A 16,491-nucleotide genomic window follows, 5' to 3' on the forward strand; every position below is an offset into this window, starting at 1 on the left:
AAACAGTTGGTGCGTCTCAGCTGCCCAGCTCCACATCCACGCTGATGCTGGTGACGGTCACGGGGAGCGGCTGGTCGGTCTGGAGGATGAAGCTGCCCTTCTGGGTCCAGTTTGGTGTTGGTATCCGCATGGTCAGGCCGGAGATGAGCGCAGGGCCGGTGTCTTTCTTCTGGTAGGGATTGGGTGCTGACGGCCCGGCAGCGGCACCCTGACCGTCCAGCCCGTGGAATGTCTTCCCTCCGTCTGTGGAGACGCTCAGGCCGGAGCTGTTGTAGAGCGAGGCATAGACCTTGCTGACCCGTTTGCGCCGGGCGAACTGTGGAGGGTTTCCGAGATCCAGCGGCAGGGTGACGGCCCGTGCATGGATGGGCAGCCCGACCGTGACCACGCTGCCGGGCCGTGGCAGGGCGAGGGTGCCGTCATTCCCCACCGTCAGCCCCGTGAAGCCCCGCCCGTCAATGCAGGCTGACACGGTTGCTCCCGCCAGATGACCCAGCCCGGAGACGGTGCCGGTGTCCTTCCCCTCATAGCGCAGGCCGCAGTCCACGAACCATGAGCGGGTGATGTCGTCATTCTCCATTCCCAGCTGGCGGGACTGGATGCGCTCGATGGTGTAGCTCTGCCGCCCGGCAAGGCTGCGCTTCACCACCACATAGGGCGTATCCTCGATGGCACCGTAGCCATTCTCCTCCGGCACGACCGCAACGGACTGGAAGGCCCCGCCCTCTGTCCTGTGCTGGTGCCATGCCATGACGTTCTGTTCCTTCAGGTAGGTCATGCCGAGCATCGTGCCGTCAGACCGCACGGCCCAGATCAGGTTGAAGGGGAACTGGGCGAAGGACCAGTCTGATATCGTGTAGCCATAGAAGAGATGGTCAGCCAGGACGGAGAGGTCATTGCCCTGATAGATCTGTGCGTACCAGTCATATTGCAGGTCACGGATATGGCTGCCCTTGTTTTCGATGAACAGAACGTCAGTATTGATGGGCAGGGGCTGCACGTCCGAGCTTCCCACGAACATCTGCGGTATGGCGGTGAAGTTGCTGGGCGTGATGGGCGTGCCGGTCTGGCCGCCGGAGATCTTCCAGATGCCCGTTCCGGTAAAAGCCAGAAGGTCCGCCATCGGTACCAGATGCTTGATGGTGTTGACCTGCTGGCTGGCGATGGTGGCCGTTATGGCATCATCGGAGACGACCGGCGTGTGGATGTCGAAATTGGTGTAGTTGGCAGAGCGGCTCATCCAGACGGTCTGGGGATAGGCGAGAGACCCGGCAAAGACACGCCGCTGCTGGAAATAGGTTACGGAAACCGGGTTGTTGCTGCCATCAAAGGGATTGCGGTGGGCAGGCGGCCCATTCTCTGTATCGGGTGCATAGTTCACGTCATCGAAGCTGAGGGACGTGGTGTTGCCAATCAGCCCCCACTGTCCGGCAAAGCGGCGATAGACGTTGTAATAGTCCGCTCCCGTCACGGCAGGCCATGAAAGCGTGTTGTAGTTCCCGTAATTCGTGTAGTAGCCGATGTTGTAGTTGGTCACGAACCTGCCGACCTCGACCGGTACCTGCGACGTGACCGTACTGGTCCTGCCAGTCACAGGGTCAGTGACCGTCTGGGTCTGGGTGGTCATTTCCGTCTGGGAAGGCGCCAGCGTGGCGTTGCTCTCCGTGTTCCTCTCATTGGAGACGGAGGTGACGGCATATTCATATGTCACCTTTGATACGCCTGGTGTCGTGCCCGTATTGGCGGCATTGCCTTCCACGGCAGAGGCCAGAAGTGATGAAGGTGCCTCTATCCCGGCACTGTAGGAGATCACCTCCAGCGTCCAGTCCAGCTCCCCATGGCGGGAGAGGTTCATGGCCGGATAGCCGGAATGGGTCAGGGTCATCACGTCGGCAGACTGGGCATGGCGCAGCCAGAAGGCATCCCCGATGCTGTAAGGCGTGGCCAGCTCGTAGGGGCTGCCATCGGCATTGGCGAGATAGGCCCCGTTGCTGATGAAGCGGAGATAGCGGTCGCCAAACTCCAGCACATAGGACTGGGTATTGTTGTAGATGAAGGCGATCAGCTTCGGTGGGGGACCTGAGGCATCGGCCTTTGACGTGCCGACATACTGTGTGCCGGGGCGGTTTGAGATGCCGCCCTGCACATGCACGAAGAAATTGGTCAGCTCGGCGGCACCGGAATGCCATTTCTCCATGTCGGCCCTGTATCCGACCAATGGAGCCATCACGCCGCCGCTGAAGGAGCTGAACCATGTCAGGCCGACCTGCGGGCCAGAAGGAGCCTGTGCCATCAGGGCCTCCATCCGTAGAGGCTGACATCCTGCCCGGGGAAGACGACCCAGACCCGGTGCACACCTGTCGGGGACTGGATGATCTGTGTCTGGCTGCTGTCGACATTCCCGCCCTTTGACTGTGGCACGGCCAGCCTGGCCAGCACGGGTCCGTCCTGCCTGTCGAGACGGAACTCCATCACCCCGCCATGCTGGCTGTATGTGACGGCGGCCAGGGATGAGACGCCCTGTCCGAAGTCGACGCCATCCCAGTAGATGCTCCTGCCACAGCAGCCATGCACGGTTGCGGCCACACGCCCTCCCATGCCGTTGGGTGACCATGAGGGGGTACCGCCCCGGATGAAGTCACTGGCCGTGCCGTCCAGTGTCCAGTCCGTCCGGTTTTTCAGGGTGTTCCCCTCGACCCACGCAATGCCGCTGGTCTTGAGGGACGGAATGGTGAACGTGGCCGTGTAGACTGGGTTGCCGAACCCGTCACTGCCGGACGTGCCCACGCTGTAGGAGAGGGGCTGCGGGAATCCATGATTGTAGTCCGGTGCGGCATACCATGCCTGCCCGGTCGGCCTGCTGCCATAGAGCTGCATGGTGACCCTGATGTTTTTCTGCTCGACCGGGCTGTGGGTTCCATCCGGGTCGTCGATGCGGTTGTCCTTCAGCCCGACCAGATTGGTCAGGGACACACCTCCCGCCACGCCAGCCCTTTCCCACGGGTGATAATAGACTTTCCCGGCATTGCCATCGGATGCCCCGATGTTCTGGCCGGAGCTGTCCGAGATGAAGACGATGTCCGGCGTGTCCGCGGAATGGCCCCGCAGCAGGTCCCGGAAGGCGACGAACCAGTTGTAGTAATCCGCCATGAACTGCTGGAGGTCGGCTCCCATTTTCAGGGTAGGGCGGGGGAAGAAGGGTCCGGGGATGAGGTGGTCGATGTCCCCCAGCATCAGCTCCGACGCCCCCGAGACGGCGACCTGCCCCAGAAGGAGCTCTATGCCGGGACTGCTGGCCGGGCAGACCTTCTGGCCACCGTCATCCTCCGGGTTGCAGAAAGGCACGGTGTCGCCACTCAGGGCCTTGTACGGGTCCAGGGATCCGCTCATGACCTGCTGGGGGTAATAGGCGACGATGAGGGGACGGCTGGTCCATTCATGCGCCTGCTCCATCAGCCCGTTGAAGGAGGGGAAATAGGCATTGTCTCCGAACTCCGGGTGAGGCTCGACATAGAGGTTGCAGCTGTTGCCCCGCACGGCCTCGTCCTGAAGGTTCCATGTGGATACCTGGTTGATGTCCGTGCAGACGCCCGTTGCGGCCTGGACCTGATTGGCGAAGTCGGCGAGGTAGCTGCCGAAATCGTAGATCAGGCGGCCTTTTGCGTCATGGGCGGACATGCCCGGGTCGCCAAGCGTGTCCAGATGGACCCCGTCAAAGCCCCAGCCCTTCAGGGCGGCGAGATACTGGCTGGTGATCCATTTCTGCCAGCGGCCATTGGCCGGATTTTCCTGCACGATCCCGTCGATGGCCCATCCCCAGTCTTTCCAGTTTCCGCCGATGCTGATCTGGTCGGCGACCGTGCAGGTGCCTTTCAGGCCGCACCGGTTCCGGAAGGCCCCCATGCCGATGGTGACGTTGGGGTTACGGGAAGGCCAGTCCGCATAGGCTCCGTTCCAGAGGGTATAGAGCTGGGAGAAGATGCCATGTCGGCGGAAGGCCCCGACCAGCCCAGCCGTTTCCTCACGGGTGACGGTGACGTTCTGGAGGTTCCGCCATGAGGCGGCGTCGGTGTAGGGGGCATCATGGCGGGATCCCCAGTCATAGAACTGGACGATGTTGATGTGATACTGCGCCATGTTGCGGGCGACGGCTTCGTAATCGGTGACGGACTGCATGGCCTGCGGATCGACGAAGCCCTCGATGGGGTCATCCTGGGCATGGTTGGCCACGTTGATGGCCCCGCTTGCGACATCGACCGGGTCTGAGGAAGAGCTCCCCGTCCCCGTGCACATGGCGTACCCGCTGTCGGAAGCCTGGAGGGCATTGATGGAGAGCTGGTAACCGTTGGCCACGAGGGATGGCACAGTGATGGTGAAGGTTTCCGTCTGGCTGGCCCCGTCCGGGATGCTGACATTGTGGGCGTCGATGGCCAGCAGATAGCCACGGGAGCATGTTGTGAGGTTGAGCTTGCCGTTGAAATCGGCTCCCGTGGTGTTGGTCATCTCGATGCTGATGGTGGCCCTGTCTCCGGGCTGATAGAAGGCCCGGTCATCAATCACCCTCCTGATGAGGGGGCCGCTCAGGATACCGGCATGGGCGGACCCGGCCATGCCCAGCAGCAGGGCCGTGGCGGTCAGTGTCTTTTTCATCAGTCTTCATCCTCAATCTGATACCAGCCGGACAGGCTGATGGAGGCGGCATCCTCCACGTCACGGTCCGTCACGGCGTTGGCCGGCTCACCGGTGTCCTGTCCCTTGAAAGAGAAAGTTGATGGAGCAAGTATCTCAAGTTTGAAAGACGGTATACTGATACTATGTGTAGTCTAAATTTTATAAATGAGAATCTCAACAAAAGAGTAAAATTTATTAAATAAATAAGCTACAACTTAAAGTGTGTACGAAATACCTTATCGAGCCAAGGTACGCTAATAGCATAGTTATGCTCTTCAGTTCGATAATGATGAAGTAAATGGTGTCTTTTCCAAAGAGAAAAAGGAAAACGTTTCATTTGAAAGTTATGTGTTGCAAAATGTACAGAATCATAAAAAATATAACCAAGATAAAAACCTAAAAAGAGAGCACTCCCTAAACCAATTTTCAATAAGAAGACAAAAAGGGCCCAAATGACCAAACCAACGGGAAGGGTTACTATGACAGGCATCAAAGTACGATAAGGGTGATTGGGCTGAATGTGATGATTGCCATGGAAAATATAAACAAGACGTTGTATCATCTTTCTTTCACTTGAAAAGTGAAAGATAAAACGATGGAGTGTATATTCTGTCAAAAACCAGATAAACAAACCATAGACTATATATAGTATGGTATGCCAAAAGTGCACATTGTACTCTACTGTTATAGTTAACACTATGCTTTCAAATACAAAACAACAACACAGGAAGGTCCGAAAAGAGATAAATGTCAAAGACTCCATCCAATCCTGACGAAAAATTCGAACGGGAGGAGCTTTTTTTGAAAGCTTATGATGTGGAATCGAAGGCTGTGTTGGATCGGCTGTTCTAATAAGTCTGGAAGAAGATTCTGACATGACTACACTGCTCCAAACCGGCAACATCGACGATTATTAGCTACTTTTAGGATCGAAAGCTTACGCTCTTTGCGAGAATCCCGTCATAGGAAAACAGACTAATCCACCCTGCGTACTACTCAGAGTGACCTTCAATACCATATTTCAGATTCTTAACGAACACCATATAGACCAATAGTGGCGGCCTGTCCCATGAATGTGCCTATCAACATATCTATCTTGTAAATTGCATCCGTAGCAGCATCAGCAATCAAAATAGCATCATGATCCTTCATAGGAATTTTCTGAGCCAAGAAATATTGCGTAGGGTTCAGCATATCAATTTCATAAATGACTGGAGCTGAGTGCTCACCTTCCTTGATGGGTACCCCGAGACGACGACAAATTTCTGCATCTTCGTAGCGGATTAAGTAGACGGCATTTCCATCCGCTCTATTATCGGCTGGTCCGCCAATTCGAGCAATGGCTCCCGCTAAGCTTAGATTAGCCGTTCCAAACTGTACTTCGTTCCTTTGCTGGGTCTGTCCAACAGCTCCAAAAGCAGTGAAGGTTCGCGGTTGATAGATAACACGGATGCGGTCACCAGGATCAGCTCTAATATCTTCCTCAGGATGATCCTCGAGAGTTGCTAAATCAGTTGCGCCAATCTTGCCTTGTCGAACCAATTCCACCTGTGAATCTTTTGGTGGGTACTTGGCCCCTCCAGCGATAGCGATCACATCTGACAAATGTTCATTCGCTAGAGAAAGAACGACACGACCTGGGCGCAATATCTCTCCCGAAACTATTACAGTATTTCCTATATCATTCTGAATACGGACCATAACCTGTGGATCTTGAGATTTGTCTTTTAGATGACTTTGGATAATCATTGCCACTTGGCTTGGAGTTTTCCCCAAAACATTCATTCTCCCAACATATGGTACCATTATTGTACCATCTCCTTCCACTTGAGTGGGAGGGAGATTTTGCGATGAAATACGAGGTGCTGCGCCAATTACACTCTCACCATTGGAGCTGGTGCCGCTTACACTTCTGTCGGATGAAGAAAAGAGACCATTTCCTAGTTCGAATATAGTAATCCCCAAAATGTCTCCTGCGCCGATGTGGTCATTAAGAGAAACTCTAAGATTGCTTTTATCTAATGTCGAGATTAGTGGACGCACCTGGGAGGCGAGTATGTCGGCGATTTCGGGGGTTACGGGAAACAATCTATAATGAAGGGCCGTCGTATTGGCAGAAGATTTAGTATACTGGTGGACCTGTTTTTGTGTTGGGCTGGAGCGTGGAACCCAGCTGCAGCTGGCCAAAAGCAAAGCTGCCAAACCAGTTGTACCTCTGAAAAGCAACGCAGATGCTCTTACGTTATGAGCGAACGCTTTTCTACACGAGGAAAACCGGATCATTTTATCGTCCTGATGATGATAATTCTAAAAAGATGCCCCGTTCTTATCCATTTTTTATAAACGATGCAAGCCCAGCATGTATCGTCGGCATATAGGGAAGACCATATTAAGAGTGGTATTTTTGTAGGAAGCTTGACGAGTAAAGATTGGCATTGGTAAGAGCGTGCTGGCTACCGTCGGGATGAGTTCTGTGCGGATGATTGGGGAGGGCAGGAGATTGGGTGATACGGCCTCAGAGGTTGAAAGTGAGGGACGGATGATTTCTTCTCAGGAGAGAAACATTGAGCTTTCATCTGGATCTGCAAAATCAACAATCCGATACTTAGGTGAGTATGTGGTAAATGGGCTCATCATGAAGGTGCCAAGGTGGCTCCGCAAGCAATGGATGTTTTCTGTCGTTGTTTTGTTCCCAACCTTGCTGGTTGCTTCTTATTTGTGGTTTTTTGCCTCCCCTCAGTATGTTTCAGAAACACATTTTTTGGTACGTGGAAAATCATTAAATAGTTCAGGGTTTGGTGGAATGGTTGGTCTTTTGGAGGCTAATCATGGAGGTACGCAGGACACGTATGCTGTTCAAGATTACATGATGTCGCGTGATGCGCTGCGTATGCTGATTCAGAAGGTTGATCTAAGGGCTGTTTTTTCCCGGTCATATGCGGATTTTTTGGCTAAATTTCCTTCTATAGTTACCCGCAATGATTTTGAGAGCTTCTATTCTTTTTATTTAACACATGTGAAAGCCCAAATTGATGAGGAGACTGGGATTTCACATTTAAAGGTTCGCACGTTCTCAGCTGAAGACTCGCAAAAGGTGGCGCAAGCTCTCTTGGATGCTGGTGAAAAACTTGTCAATGAGATGAACGATCGGCAGCGCTATAATACTTTACACGCTGTACAGTCGGAGCTTGACGTAACCTTGAAGGAACTGCACGAGACGGAGATGCAGTTAGCGGCTTATCGGTATAGCAATGAAACAATTGATCCAATGAAGCAGGCTGTTCCTATGATGGGAACAGCTCTTTCCTTAGAAGCAACGCTTTCCATGATGGAAGCCGAAAAAAAACAACTGGATCTTACGGCGCCGCATAGCCCTTTGAGGAAGGTATATGCCCAGCGGATTGCGTCAATTCAAACGCAAATGAAAAATGCCCAGGCTCATATAACTGGGCATGAGATGAATTCTGGGTCGTTGGTACCTAAATTGCTTGGTTATGATGAACTGGCAGTCAAAAAAACGATAATTGAGAAAAAATTGGCAGCAGAGACGACGGCCTTGGAAATGGCGAAGGCTCAAGCGGATCGTCAAATGTTGTATGTCACGGTTGTAGCTCAACCCAGTCTGCCAGATTATGCTGCTTATCCACGAACTGCTGTGTTTATTGTGTTGACCTTCATAACGATGCTGATTTTTTATGTTATTGGGTCTCTTCTTGTCTCAGGTGCGAAAGAGCATACTCTTCAGTGAGAGAAAAATGGTTAATAAGAAGGTACGAAGCGCTAAAAAACATGTCAATTTGACATTGTCTCAGTCCATTTTAACGCAGTTACGTGTGATTTATGCGTTAATTATGCGAGAAACGTTAACAAGGTATGGTCGTGAGAATATAGGATTTCTTTGGGTGGTGGGAGAGCCTATTCTTTTTTGCGGAGGGGTGACAATTATGTGGACACTTGTTCGTCCTTCGCATGAGCATGGTCTTCGGATGACTGCTATGGTTGTTACGGGATATGTTCCTTTGGTACTTTTTCGGCATGCTGTTGTTAGATCAACGAAAGCTTATGCGGTTAATTCAAGCTTGCTTTATCATAGGTTGGTAACTCCTCTAGATATCATTACTGCACGTATTACTTTGGAAGTGATAGGTGTCATGATGGCTGCTATCCTTGTTCTCTGCGGTGCTGTTTCATTGGGGTACATGGAACTCCCAGAGGATTGGGCTTTAACACTTTCTGGGTTTGGATTTGTTGTTTTTTTTACTTATGGTATTTCGTTTATATTTTCCTATTTGACTGAACGTTCTGATTTGTTGGAGAAAACGGTTAGTGTTTTGACATATCTTGCCCTGCCGTGGACTGGGGCTTTTGTGATGATTGATTGGATCCCTCCAAAATATAGGTGGGTTCTTGAATATACCTCTCCTATAGCCAATGGAATTGAAATGATGAGGTCTGGATTTTTTGGTTCTAAAGTTGTTCCACATTATTCTATATGCTTTATGACTTATACGTCTCTACTTACGTTTATGGTTGGGTTGTATCTTTGTTTAAGAGTTAGACCTCATATAGAGTTATCGTAATATGGAGGCGAAGTTGATGGGTAAGTTGATATGTCAAGATCTTTCGAAAGCTTATCATGTTGGAAAAAAAAGAAGACTCATCTTAGATCGTGTAAATTTAGAGGTTAATTATGGAGATAGGCTGGGAATATTGGGACGAAATGGAGCAGGAAAATCTACTTTAATTAAGATGATTGGTGGAATTGAACAGCCGACTAGTGGAACAATTCATTATGGGATGACGGTTTCATGGCCGTTGGCTTTTGGAGGGGCTTTCCAAGGTAGTCTTTCTGGGCATGATAACTTGCGTTTTATTTGTCGTGTTTATCATTTAGATTATGAAGAGACCTTGGATTATGTGCAAGGCTTTGCCCAGTTAGGTAGACAGTTTTATGATCCTGTAAAAACATATTCATCAGGTATGCATGCGCGATTGGCTTTTTCGCTTTCTCTGGCGATAGAATTTGACTGTTATTTGATTGATGAAGTAATTATGGTTGGAGATGCACGTTTTGCGCAAAGGTGTGAAGATGAGCTTTTTGCAAAACGTGCGGATAGGACACTCTTGATTGTTTCACATAATACTGATTTTATTAAGCATACCTGCAATAGGGCCGCTCTGATTCATGACAAGAAGGTATTTCTCTCTTCTTCTGTTGACGAGGGAATTGAAAAATATTACAACTTATGAAAATTTGCTGAGGTGAGTGTTAATGAAAGCACATAAAATAGAAGCTGTTCATCAGATTTTAATTCTTGACAAGGGAAGTGGGAAACTTCCTGATTTCGTGAAAAATAATAGACAAGCGATCAAAAAGATATATCCGAAGGCGAAATATAGGCTGTGGAATGATAGGACGATTAAAAAATTTTTGAAGAAAAATTTTCCTGCTTCTGTCTTTGAGGCCTATGAGACGTTATGTCCATATGCTTATAAAGCAGATCTTGTCAAATATGCTTTGTTGTATGTTTATGGAGGGTTGTGTGTTGATATTGGTGTCTTGTTGTTAAAGCCTTGGAACATACCTTTCTCTAAGGATGTTGCGGCCTTTAAGGAGCCTTCTTTTATTTCTCCGAGTTGGTCGGCAATTCAAACTGGCCTTTTGTGGGCGTTGCCTCGACGGGAAGAATTCCGTTTGGCAATTGATCTCATAGTGGAAAACTGTCGTAAAAAATATTACGGCTTCAATCCGTTGTATCCGACAGGTCCGGTTTTGTTGGGAAAGGTCTTTTTGTCTGTCATGGCTTCTAGGAAGGATACTTTAGAAGCAGATAGTCAGTATGTAAGTCAGACACGTTGCGTTACTGCGGAGGCTGATATCATTAATATGACGTACGTATCAAGAGAGGGTATTGTTGTAGCGATTCGGAATAAGAAAACAGGTGGAGATTTAAAGGAGATAGGTCTCAAAAATTCTAATAATTATAATGAGTTTTGGCATACACGGCAGGTTTATGCTGAAAATCCTATGATATGGAATTCAGATGATCCTCTTATATTTGTAAAAGGTGGATTGAGTAAAACGGAAAGCGGGCAGATTATTTCCTTAGATAGGAAGGAGGGTATGACGTATGGGCCATACGTTTCTCTCCCAAAAGGGAGATATAGATTCTCTATTGTCTTTGAGGAGGAAAGTTTTTTTGATGAAATAAAGTTATCTGTAGTGTCTAATTATTCTGAAATAGATCACCATTCTATTGTTTTTTCCTGTGATGAGCTTGTCTCCAATGTTTTTTCCTATACGTTTGATGTCGAGGAACTGTGGCGGAAGGTGGAATTTAAAATTTATACGCCAAATGGTTTTTTGGGGGGGATAAAGAAAATTCTAATAGAGAATCAAGAGAGGTCTTTTCCTCCCCTTCCAGGAGAAAGGGGGGTATCCTCTGGACTTTTAGGTGGTTTTTTAAAATTTGTGAGAGGAATTTAAAATGTCAAATGAGTTTCATGAAATAAAATATCTTCATCAAATATTTATTGTTGATGATTTTGTCTTGCCCCGTAGTTTTTCTCCTACTATTCAGCATCATATTGATGTAGCTCGTTCATTATATCCTCAAGCCGTATATAAAATGTGGTCTGGCAATGAAATAAGAGAATTTATTAAACGTCATTTTTCAAAAGATGTTTTGAAAGCTTTTGATACCTTAACGCCTTATGCCTATAAAAGTGATTTGGCTAGATATTGTCTAATGTATATTTACGGTGGGTTATATTTTGATCTTTCTATGTACATGCTAAATAGATGGCAGATTCCGAAACAGTGTGGTGTAGCCGCTTTTTATGAAACATATGATGGAATGGAATGTTGGGCTAGTTTGCAAAATAGCCTTTTATGGTCCTTACCTAAACGCAAGGAGTGGAAGGTACTTATTGAAAAAATTGTAAATAATTGTCGTAATAGATATTATGGCCCACATGATCATTATGTTACAGGCTCACCTCTTTTGGGACGTAGCTTTGCTACTGTTATTAGTGAGAATTCTAATATGTTGGATATCGACGATCAATATATTGGAGAAGTTAGATACATAACGCCTGAAAGGTTTGTGCAGAATGTTACTTTTGTAAGTCCTGATAGAAGGGTTGTCGCATTGAGAAACAAGAGCGTAGCGGGCAATATATCAGAATTGGGTGTTAAGGGAGCTAATAGTTACTGCCTTCTTTGGAAGCAAAAAAAAGTATTTGGAGAAAAGAATTATGAGTGGCTTGCTAGTGATCAGCATATTATTCCTATAGGGAATAAAAAAATAAAAAAGGAAAATGGAGTGATTTATGTTTCCCATGCTCGAGGAAGAGTTTTTTTTGGTCCATATGTTGATTTGCCTGCGGGTAGCTATAAGATAACTCTTAACTTCTTGCCGAATACCAAGTATAGGCGTATTTTTTTAGATATTGCAACCGAAAATACGATATATAGAGAATATGATTTTGACTATGGCTTTGTAAGTGAGCACAATAAAGAAGTTTTTTTCTTTAATTTTGATTCTAATAAAAAATCCGTTGAATTTAGGATGAGTGCTTTTGGAGATTTTTTTGGAGGGGTAACGGGTATAGTTATTGAAGATAATTCCAATTATGTTTGGGATGCTAGCCATCCTACTCTACGTCTGGCTGATGGAGGTAAGAAGGATGAGAATTCTATTCTTGTTACCAAAAAAGATCTTGGTAAGATTTTGTATGGCCCTCATGTTGATTTGGAAGCAGGATTTTATCGACTTAATATTAAATTCATTGAGGGAACAGTTTTTAAAAATCTAAAGATTGCAGTAACTGCTGCCTTTGCTCAGGAATCAATCGAAAATTTTGAAACCAGGTATCCCACTGAGGCGGAACGTTCTAACGAGACGTATGATTTTTTTCTATCTAAGAGGAAAGAATTTGTTGAGTTCGTATTGTATGTTGACGGGGATTTTCAAGGTGGAATTTCTCAACTCTCTCTTGAAAAGGTAAAGGCCGCCCCAGAGGAGAAATATGAAAAAAAGAATAAGTTTTCTTTCTTAAAATTTAGGACGAATCTATTTAGGTTTTCAGATTAGAAAAGGGGATGTTTTATGAAAATTGCGCCTAGAGTACTAGTTGATGGATTTAATTTGGCTCTTCCTAAAGGGACGGGGGTTGCTACTTACGGTCGCGTTCTTTCTAGGACATTAAGTAGTATGGGATTTAAGGTAAACGTACTATATGGACTAAATATCCCTAGGAGGTTGAATGAGAATTTACAGGAAGTTATGTTTTTTAATCAATTAGCTGCAGATATGCGATACAGGAGGCCTCGGCTGTATTCTCCTGGGTGGTGGCGACAAACGGCTTTCAATTTTTTGGGGCATAAAGCTGAGTTAATTAGATTTAATAATTGCGTGGAGGCACGATCCTTTGAGGAGCACATGCCTACGTTTGATTGTATTTTTAATATTCCTTTTATTTTCCAGATGGCAGCTGGTTTTTTTAAGAAAACTGGATGTTTTTTAAAAATAAAAAACACAATGAATCAAGATATAGTGCATTGGACGTATCCTTTACCGATTAAGGTTATTGGAGCAAAAAATATTTATACTATTCATGATATAGTTCCATTGAAGATGCCTTATACAACTTTAGATGATAAGATTTATTATTATAATTTAATGAATTCATTAGCCAATGAGGCTGATTATATCTGTACGGTTTCTGAATACTCTAAGGATACTATTATTGATTTCTTTCCAAAGTTTCAAAATAAGATTTTCAATACATATCAATCGACACCATTTACTCTTTCTGATATCTCTTATGAACGGACAGAGCGGGAAATAAATAAACTATTTGGTATTTCTGGTGGGGGGTACTTTATATATTTTGGCCAGCTTGAGCCTAAAAAAAATATCGGTCGTTTATTAGAAGCCTTCTTATTATCTGAAACTAATCGTCCTTTAGTATTGGTAGGGTCTAATGGGTGGAAAGAAGAAGAGGAATTAAGATTTCTTGAGCAGGGAATTGCTATGGGGGTGATTATTCATATTCCATATGTTCCCGTTAAATTACTAAGATCTTTAATACAACATGCACGTGCTGTGTTATTCCCCTCCATATTTGAAGGTTTTGGTCTACCTATTTTGGAAGCCTTTAATTTAAAAACGGCTGTTCTCACCTCTAATACTGGAGCCTTGAAAGAAGTTGCTTCTGATGCAGCTCTATTGGTTGATCCATATGATGTTAATGCGATAAAAGCCGGAATCGAACGATTAGATAAAGATGATTTTCTTTGCAACTCATTAAAAGATAAGGGTAAGGAGCGTGCAGTTTATTTTGATGAAGAGAATTATAAAAAGAGGTTGTTGGAATTTTATAGTATAGTATTAGAAGGATAGCTTTTGATCTTTTCATAAAAAGAAGAAATATTTCTTTTATACAGGTTGGAAGAGAAGAATTTTGCTCTCTCTAATCCTGCCTTAATCATTCTTTTTTTGTCGTTCTCACTTAGCTGATCGAGTATATTTATGCAATTTGCCATCTCTACTATATTAGTAGCATCGCATAGCATGGCTGCATCACCGGAAATTTCTTCTGTAACACCTCCACGGCTGGTAAGAACTGGAACACCTAATGACATGGCTTCAATAATTGGAAGTCCAAATCCTTCTGCAAGGCTTGGAAAAAGAAGGGCTTTAGACTCTTGAAGAGTCCGTAACAGAGAGAAACGATTGCTCCATGGTAACCGAATTACTTGGCTACTTGAACCATACGGCTTATAATTCGGTCTATCATCTCCATCAGGACCAATTAAAATAAGTGGGGTTTTTGTTCCACTAAGAGCATGGGCCTCCAATAATCTTTCAATATTTTTTCGATGTTCAATGCGACCATAAAATACAAATGAATCAGCTGGAGCAATTCGGGGAGCATTCGATATGGAATTTCTTACTTGTTTACTAAATTCAACGGGTTGATATAGAGTCGTTATACGATCTGGATGCACAGAAAGTAAATTAATTATTTGATTTCGAACTGTTTCTGAAACGGCGACAAAATGGACAGGACTTTCTATTAAAGAAGATAAAATTCTACGAAACCGAGTAGGATCGATACCTGTTAAGGAAGGATGTGTAAGCGGAATTATATCATGAATTGTAACTACATTTTTACATCCTTCCATAAAAAGAGGAAGCGGATATGTCCAGTGCATTATGTCTGGTGGAGAAAGAGGGGTTAGTCTTAAAAGTCGCTTATGATATCGATAATGAAGATGTGCTACACGATAGAGGTCGTTTGCTAGGAAAGCATCTCCCCAGACGGATTGAAACATATTGCTTATTGTAGGAGCACGGGAAAGTAGAGCAGCGATTATGCGAGATGCAATCGATAGGCTCGAATATCCCTCCACGTTTTCTAATAGCCACGCTGTACTATAACCAAGTTCTCTAGTTACATTACTATGATTGATTGCGTAATACTGAACGCCAGTCCCATTTCTACGTCCAATATTGCGTCCATCAAACCATATTGTCGAGTGGCTTCTGTGGGATGAAAGAAAAGAATTATCCATTATTTTTATTAGTCGTTTTGGGTTAGTGTGAGACAGTGAGAGAGAGTAAGAGCTACGCTCTGAGACCATGAAAAGGGAGACCATTTTTTAAGGCGCTCTTTTTGAGCCTGCCATAGAGGGCCGTATTGTGAAAAGTCGTCTATTATTTTTTCCCACTCTGTTGCATCAAGTGGAGACACATAGGATGGAATATTTTGGCCTATCTCACGTAATGCAGGAATGTTGGAGCAAATACTGGGCACTCCTAGACTCATAGCTTCTGTGAGCGGTAAACCATAACCCTCTGTAAAGCTTGGGAAAAGAAGACCGTTAGAATATCTTAATAAGGAGGCAACACATTCGTCAGAAAGACCACTTTCCTCTATAACAAGATTCTGCAAAGCGGGTGACCTTTCTAATAGGTCTAGAATATTTTCATTTTCCCATCCACGCTTACCAATAAGAATAAGATAAGGGACGGCCTCTTCCCCACGTTGCTGGACAAGGTAACGCCACAAATGGAGCAACAAAAGATGATTTTTACGCGGTTCGATTGTACTGATATACACGAAATATGGCTTTTTATATTTATAATTTTTGCACTCTTGATTAGTATGATAGATGGCCTGCTTATGGACCCCATGTGGTGTTTTCCAAATAGGGATGCCATGGCGGTTTGCTTGGGAGAAAAATGGCTTTAATGATTCTCTCACAGAGTCAGTTGGTACAATTACAGCTCGAGCCAGTTCTATGACGCTATCAATACGGGCTTTGTGACGTATTTTTTCGCGAGGTCGTGAGTACTCTGGATATTCAATAGGAATAAGATCATGTACCATGGGTATGAAGTAGGATCCTGTCTTAGAAAGAAAATTTCTTATTATTTTTTTATGCATTAAATGATGGTGAGATACTAGAAAATAGAATTTTATACCATTAATATCAGGAAAAGAGTTAGGAAAAAACAAATATATTTTTAGTTTTTTTGCAATATTCTTTGCTTCCGCTATTTTCTCTTTGTGACCTAAATTCCATCCATTAAGTAAATTTGAGATAAACGTGGTAACGGTACTGCGTGGAAGTCTTCCAAGGCGTCCAGTTAAAGAAAGGGCGACAAAATAGGTTTGATCTTGATGATGTGTTAAAAGGTATTCAGCATAAGCGAGTTCAACTCGATCAATCCCCGTAGGAACTGCAGATCCTGCTCTTGAGAGCAAGCGTGATATGTCAAGAATAAATGAAATTGATGGTACTGTCAT

At 45.6% G+C, this 16,491-nt stretch carries 12 protein-coding genes; 6 read left to right on the top strand and 6 right to left on the bottom strand.

Annotation, left to right across the window (positions count from 1 at the left end):
- Nucleotides 1-16: 16 nt before the first annotated feature.
- From DTJ15_RS03795 to DTJ15_RS03810, 4 genes are all read right to left on the bottom strand, one after another.
- Nucleotides 17-2,293: a hypothetical protein gene (locus DTJ15_RS03795; protein ID WP_249109461.1), complete on the bottom strand. Its 2,277-nt coding sequence runs from the start codon at nt 2,291-2,293 to the stop codon at nt 17-19.
- Complete coding sequence (locus DTJ15_RS03800) at nt 2,293-4,650, bottom strand: glycoside hydrolase family 66 protein (protein WP_249109463.1); 2,358 nt, start codon at nt 4,648-4,650, stop codon at nt 2,293-2,295. Before DTJ15_RS03800 ends, DTJ15_RS03795 begins: the two co-directional genes overlap by 1 nt.
- A 229-nt stretch (nt 4,651-4,879) precedes the next feature.
- Nucleotides 4,880-5,548, bottom strand: coding sequence for a sterol desaturase family protein (locus DTJ15_RS03805; RefSeq protein WP_249109464.1), 669 nt, complete (start codon nt 5,546-5,548; stop codon nt 4,880-4,882).
- Between the two features lie 152 nt (nt 5,549-5,700).
- On the bottom strand, nt 5,701-6,873 hold the full coding sequence (locus DTJ15_RS03810) for a polysaccharide biosynthesis/export family protein (protein ID WP_248460612.1): 1,173 nt from the start codon (nt 6,871-6,873) through the stop codon (nt 5,701-5,703).
- A 298-nt stretch (nt 6,874-7,171) separates the two neighbouring features.
- On the opposite strand from DTJ15_RS03810, the gene DTJ15_RS03815 reads away from it, so the two are divergent.
- The 6 genes from DTJ15_RS03815 to DTJ15_RS03840 are packed head-to-tail and all read left to right on the top strand — an operon-like array spanning nt 7,172 to nt 14,078.
- On the top strand, nt 7,172-8,419 hold the full coding sequence (locus DTJ15_RS03815; protein WP_249109466.1) for a capsule biosynthesis protein: 1,248 nt from the start codon (nt 7,172-7,174) through the stop codon (nt 8,417-8,419).
- A 7-nt stretch (nt 8,420-8,426) separates the two neighbouring features.
- Nucleotides 8,427-9,251: an ABC transporter permease gene (locus DTJ15_RS03820; protein ID WP_248460613.1), complete on the top strand. Its 825-nt coding sequence runs from the start codon at nt 8,427-8,429 to the stop codon at nt 9,249-9,251.
- Between the two features lie 16 nt (nt 9,252-9,267).
- Nucleotides 9,268-9,921, top strand: a complete 654-nt coding sequence (locus DTJ15_RS03825; RefSeq protein ID WP_249079735.1) for an ABC transporter ATP-binding protein — start codon at nt 9,268-9,270, stop codon at nt 9,919-9,921.
- Between the two features lie 22 nt (nt 9,922-9,943).
- Complete coding sequence (locus DTJ15_RS03830; RefSeq protein ID WP_249109467.1) at nt 9,944-11,158, top strand: glycosyltransferase family 32 protein; 1,215 nt, start codon at nt 9,944-9,946, stop codon at nt 11,156-11,158.
- Between the two features lies 1 nt (nt 11,159).
- The gene (locus DTJ15_RS03835; RefSeq protein WP_249109468.1) at nt 11,160-12,767 is read left to right on the top strand and encodes a glycosyltransferase family 32 protein; all 1,608 of its coding nucleotides are present in this window, start codon (nt 11,160-11,162) and stop codon (nt 12,765-12,767) included.
- Between the two features lie 15 nt (nt 12,768-12,782).
- Nucleotides 12,783-14,078, top strand: coding sequence for a glycosyltransferase family 1 protein (locus DTJ15_RS03840; RefSeq protein ID WP_249109469.1), 1,296 nt, complete (start codon nt 12,783-12,785; stop codon nt 14,076-14,078).
- On the opposite strand, the gene DTJ15_RS03845 is transcribed toward DTJ15_RS03840, so the two are convergent.
- Nucleotides 14,054-15,337 carry a glycosyltransferase family 1 protein gene (locus DTJ15_RS03845; RefSeq protein ID WP_349292849.1) on the bottom strand — a complete coding sequence of 428 codons (1,284 nt, stop codon included), beginning with the start codon at nt 15,335-15,337 and terminating at the stop codon, nt 14,054-14,056. The two genes, DTJ15_RS03840 and DTJ15_RS03845, sit on opposite strands and share 25 nt — an antisense overlap.
- The gene (locus tag DTJ15_RS03850) at nt 15,262-16,491 is read right to left on the bottom strand and encodes a glycosyltransferase family 1 protein (protein ID WP_249109471.1); all 1,230 of its coding nucleotides are present in this window, start codon (nt 16,489-16,491) and stop codon (nt 15,262-15,264) included. The genes DTJ15_RS03845 and DTJ15_RS03850 overlap by 76 nt, the downstream gene beginning before the upstream one ends.

This window comes from Parasaccharibacter sp. TMW 2.1891, from assembly GCF_023337675.1.
GTDB lineage: Bacteria > Pseudomonadota > Alphaproteobacteria > Acetobacterales > Acetobacteraceae > Bombella > Bombella apis.

Bases quoted from the DNA above. Each gene is read 5' to 3' on its own strand.
- DTJ15_RS03795 (WP_249109461.1), bottom strand. From the start codon at position 2,293: ATGGCACAGGCTCCTTCTGGCCCGCAGGTCGGCCTGACATGGTTCAGC.
- DTJ15_RS03800 (WP_249109463.1), bottom strand. From the start codon at position 4,650: ATGAAAAAGACACTGACCGCCACGGCCCTGCTGCTGGGCATGGCCGGG.
- DTJ15_RS03805 (WP_249109464.1), bottom strand. From the start codon at position 5,548: ATGTCAGAATCTTCTTCCAGACTTATTAGAACAGCCGATCCAACACAG.
- DTJ15_RS03820 (WP_248460613.1), top strand. From the start codon at position 8,427: ATGGTTAATAAGAAGGTACGAAGCGCTAAAAAACATGTCAATTTGACA.
- DTJ15_RS03825 (WP_249079735.1), top strand. From the start codon at position 9,268: ATGGGTAAGTTGATATGTCAAGATCTTTCGAAAGCTTATCATGTTGGA.
- DTJ15_RS03830 (WP_249109467.1), top strand. From the start codon at position 9,944: ATGAAAGCACATAAAATAGAAGCTGTTCATCAGATTTTAATTCTTGAC.
- DTJ15_RS03835 (WP_249109468.1), top strand. From the start codon at position 11,160: ATGTCAAATGAGTTTCATGAAATAAAATATCTTCATCAAATATTTATT.
- DTJ15_RS03840 (WP_249109469.1), top strand. From the start codon at position 12,783: ATGAAAATTGCGCCTAGAGTACTAGTTGATGGATTTAATTTGGCTCTT.
- DTJ15_RS03845 (WP_349292849.1), bottom strand. From the start codon at position 15,337: ATGGTCTCCCTTTTCATGGTCTCAGAGCGTAGCTCTTACTCTCTCTCA.
- DTJ15_RS03850 (WP_249109471.1), bottom strand. From the start codon at position 16,491: ATGACAGTACCATCAATTTCATTTATTCTTGACATATCACGCTTGCTC.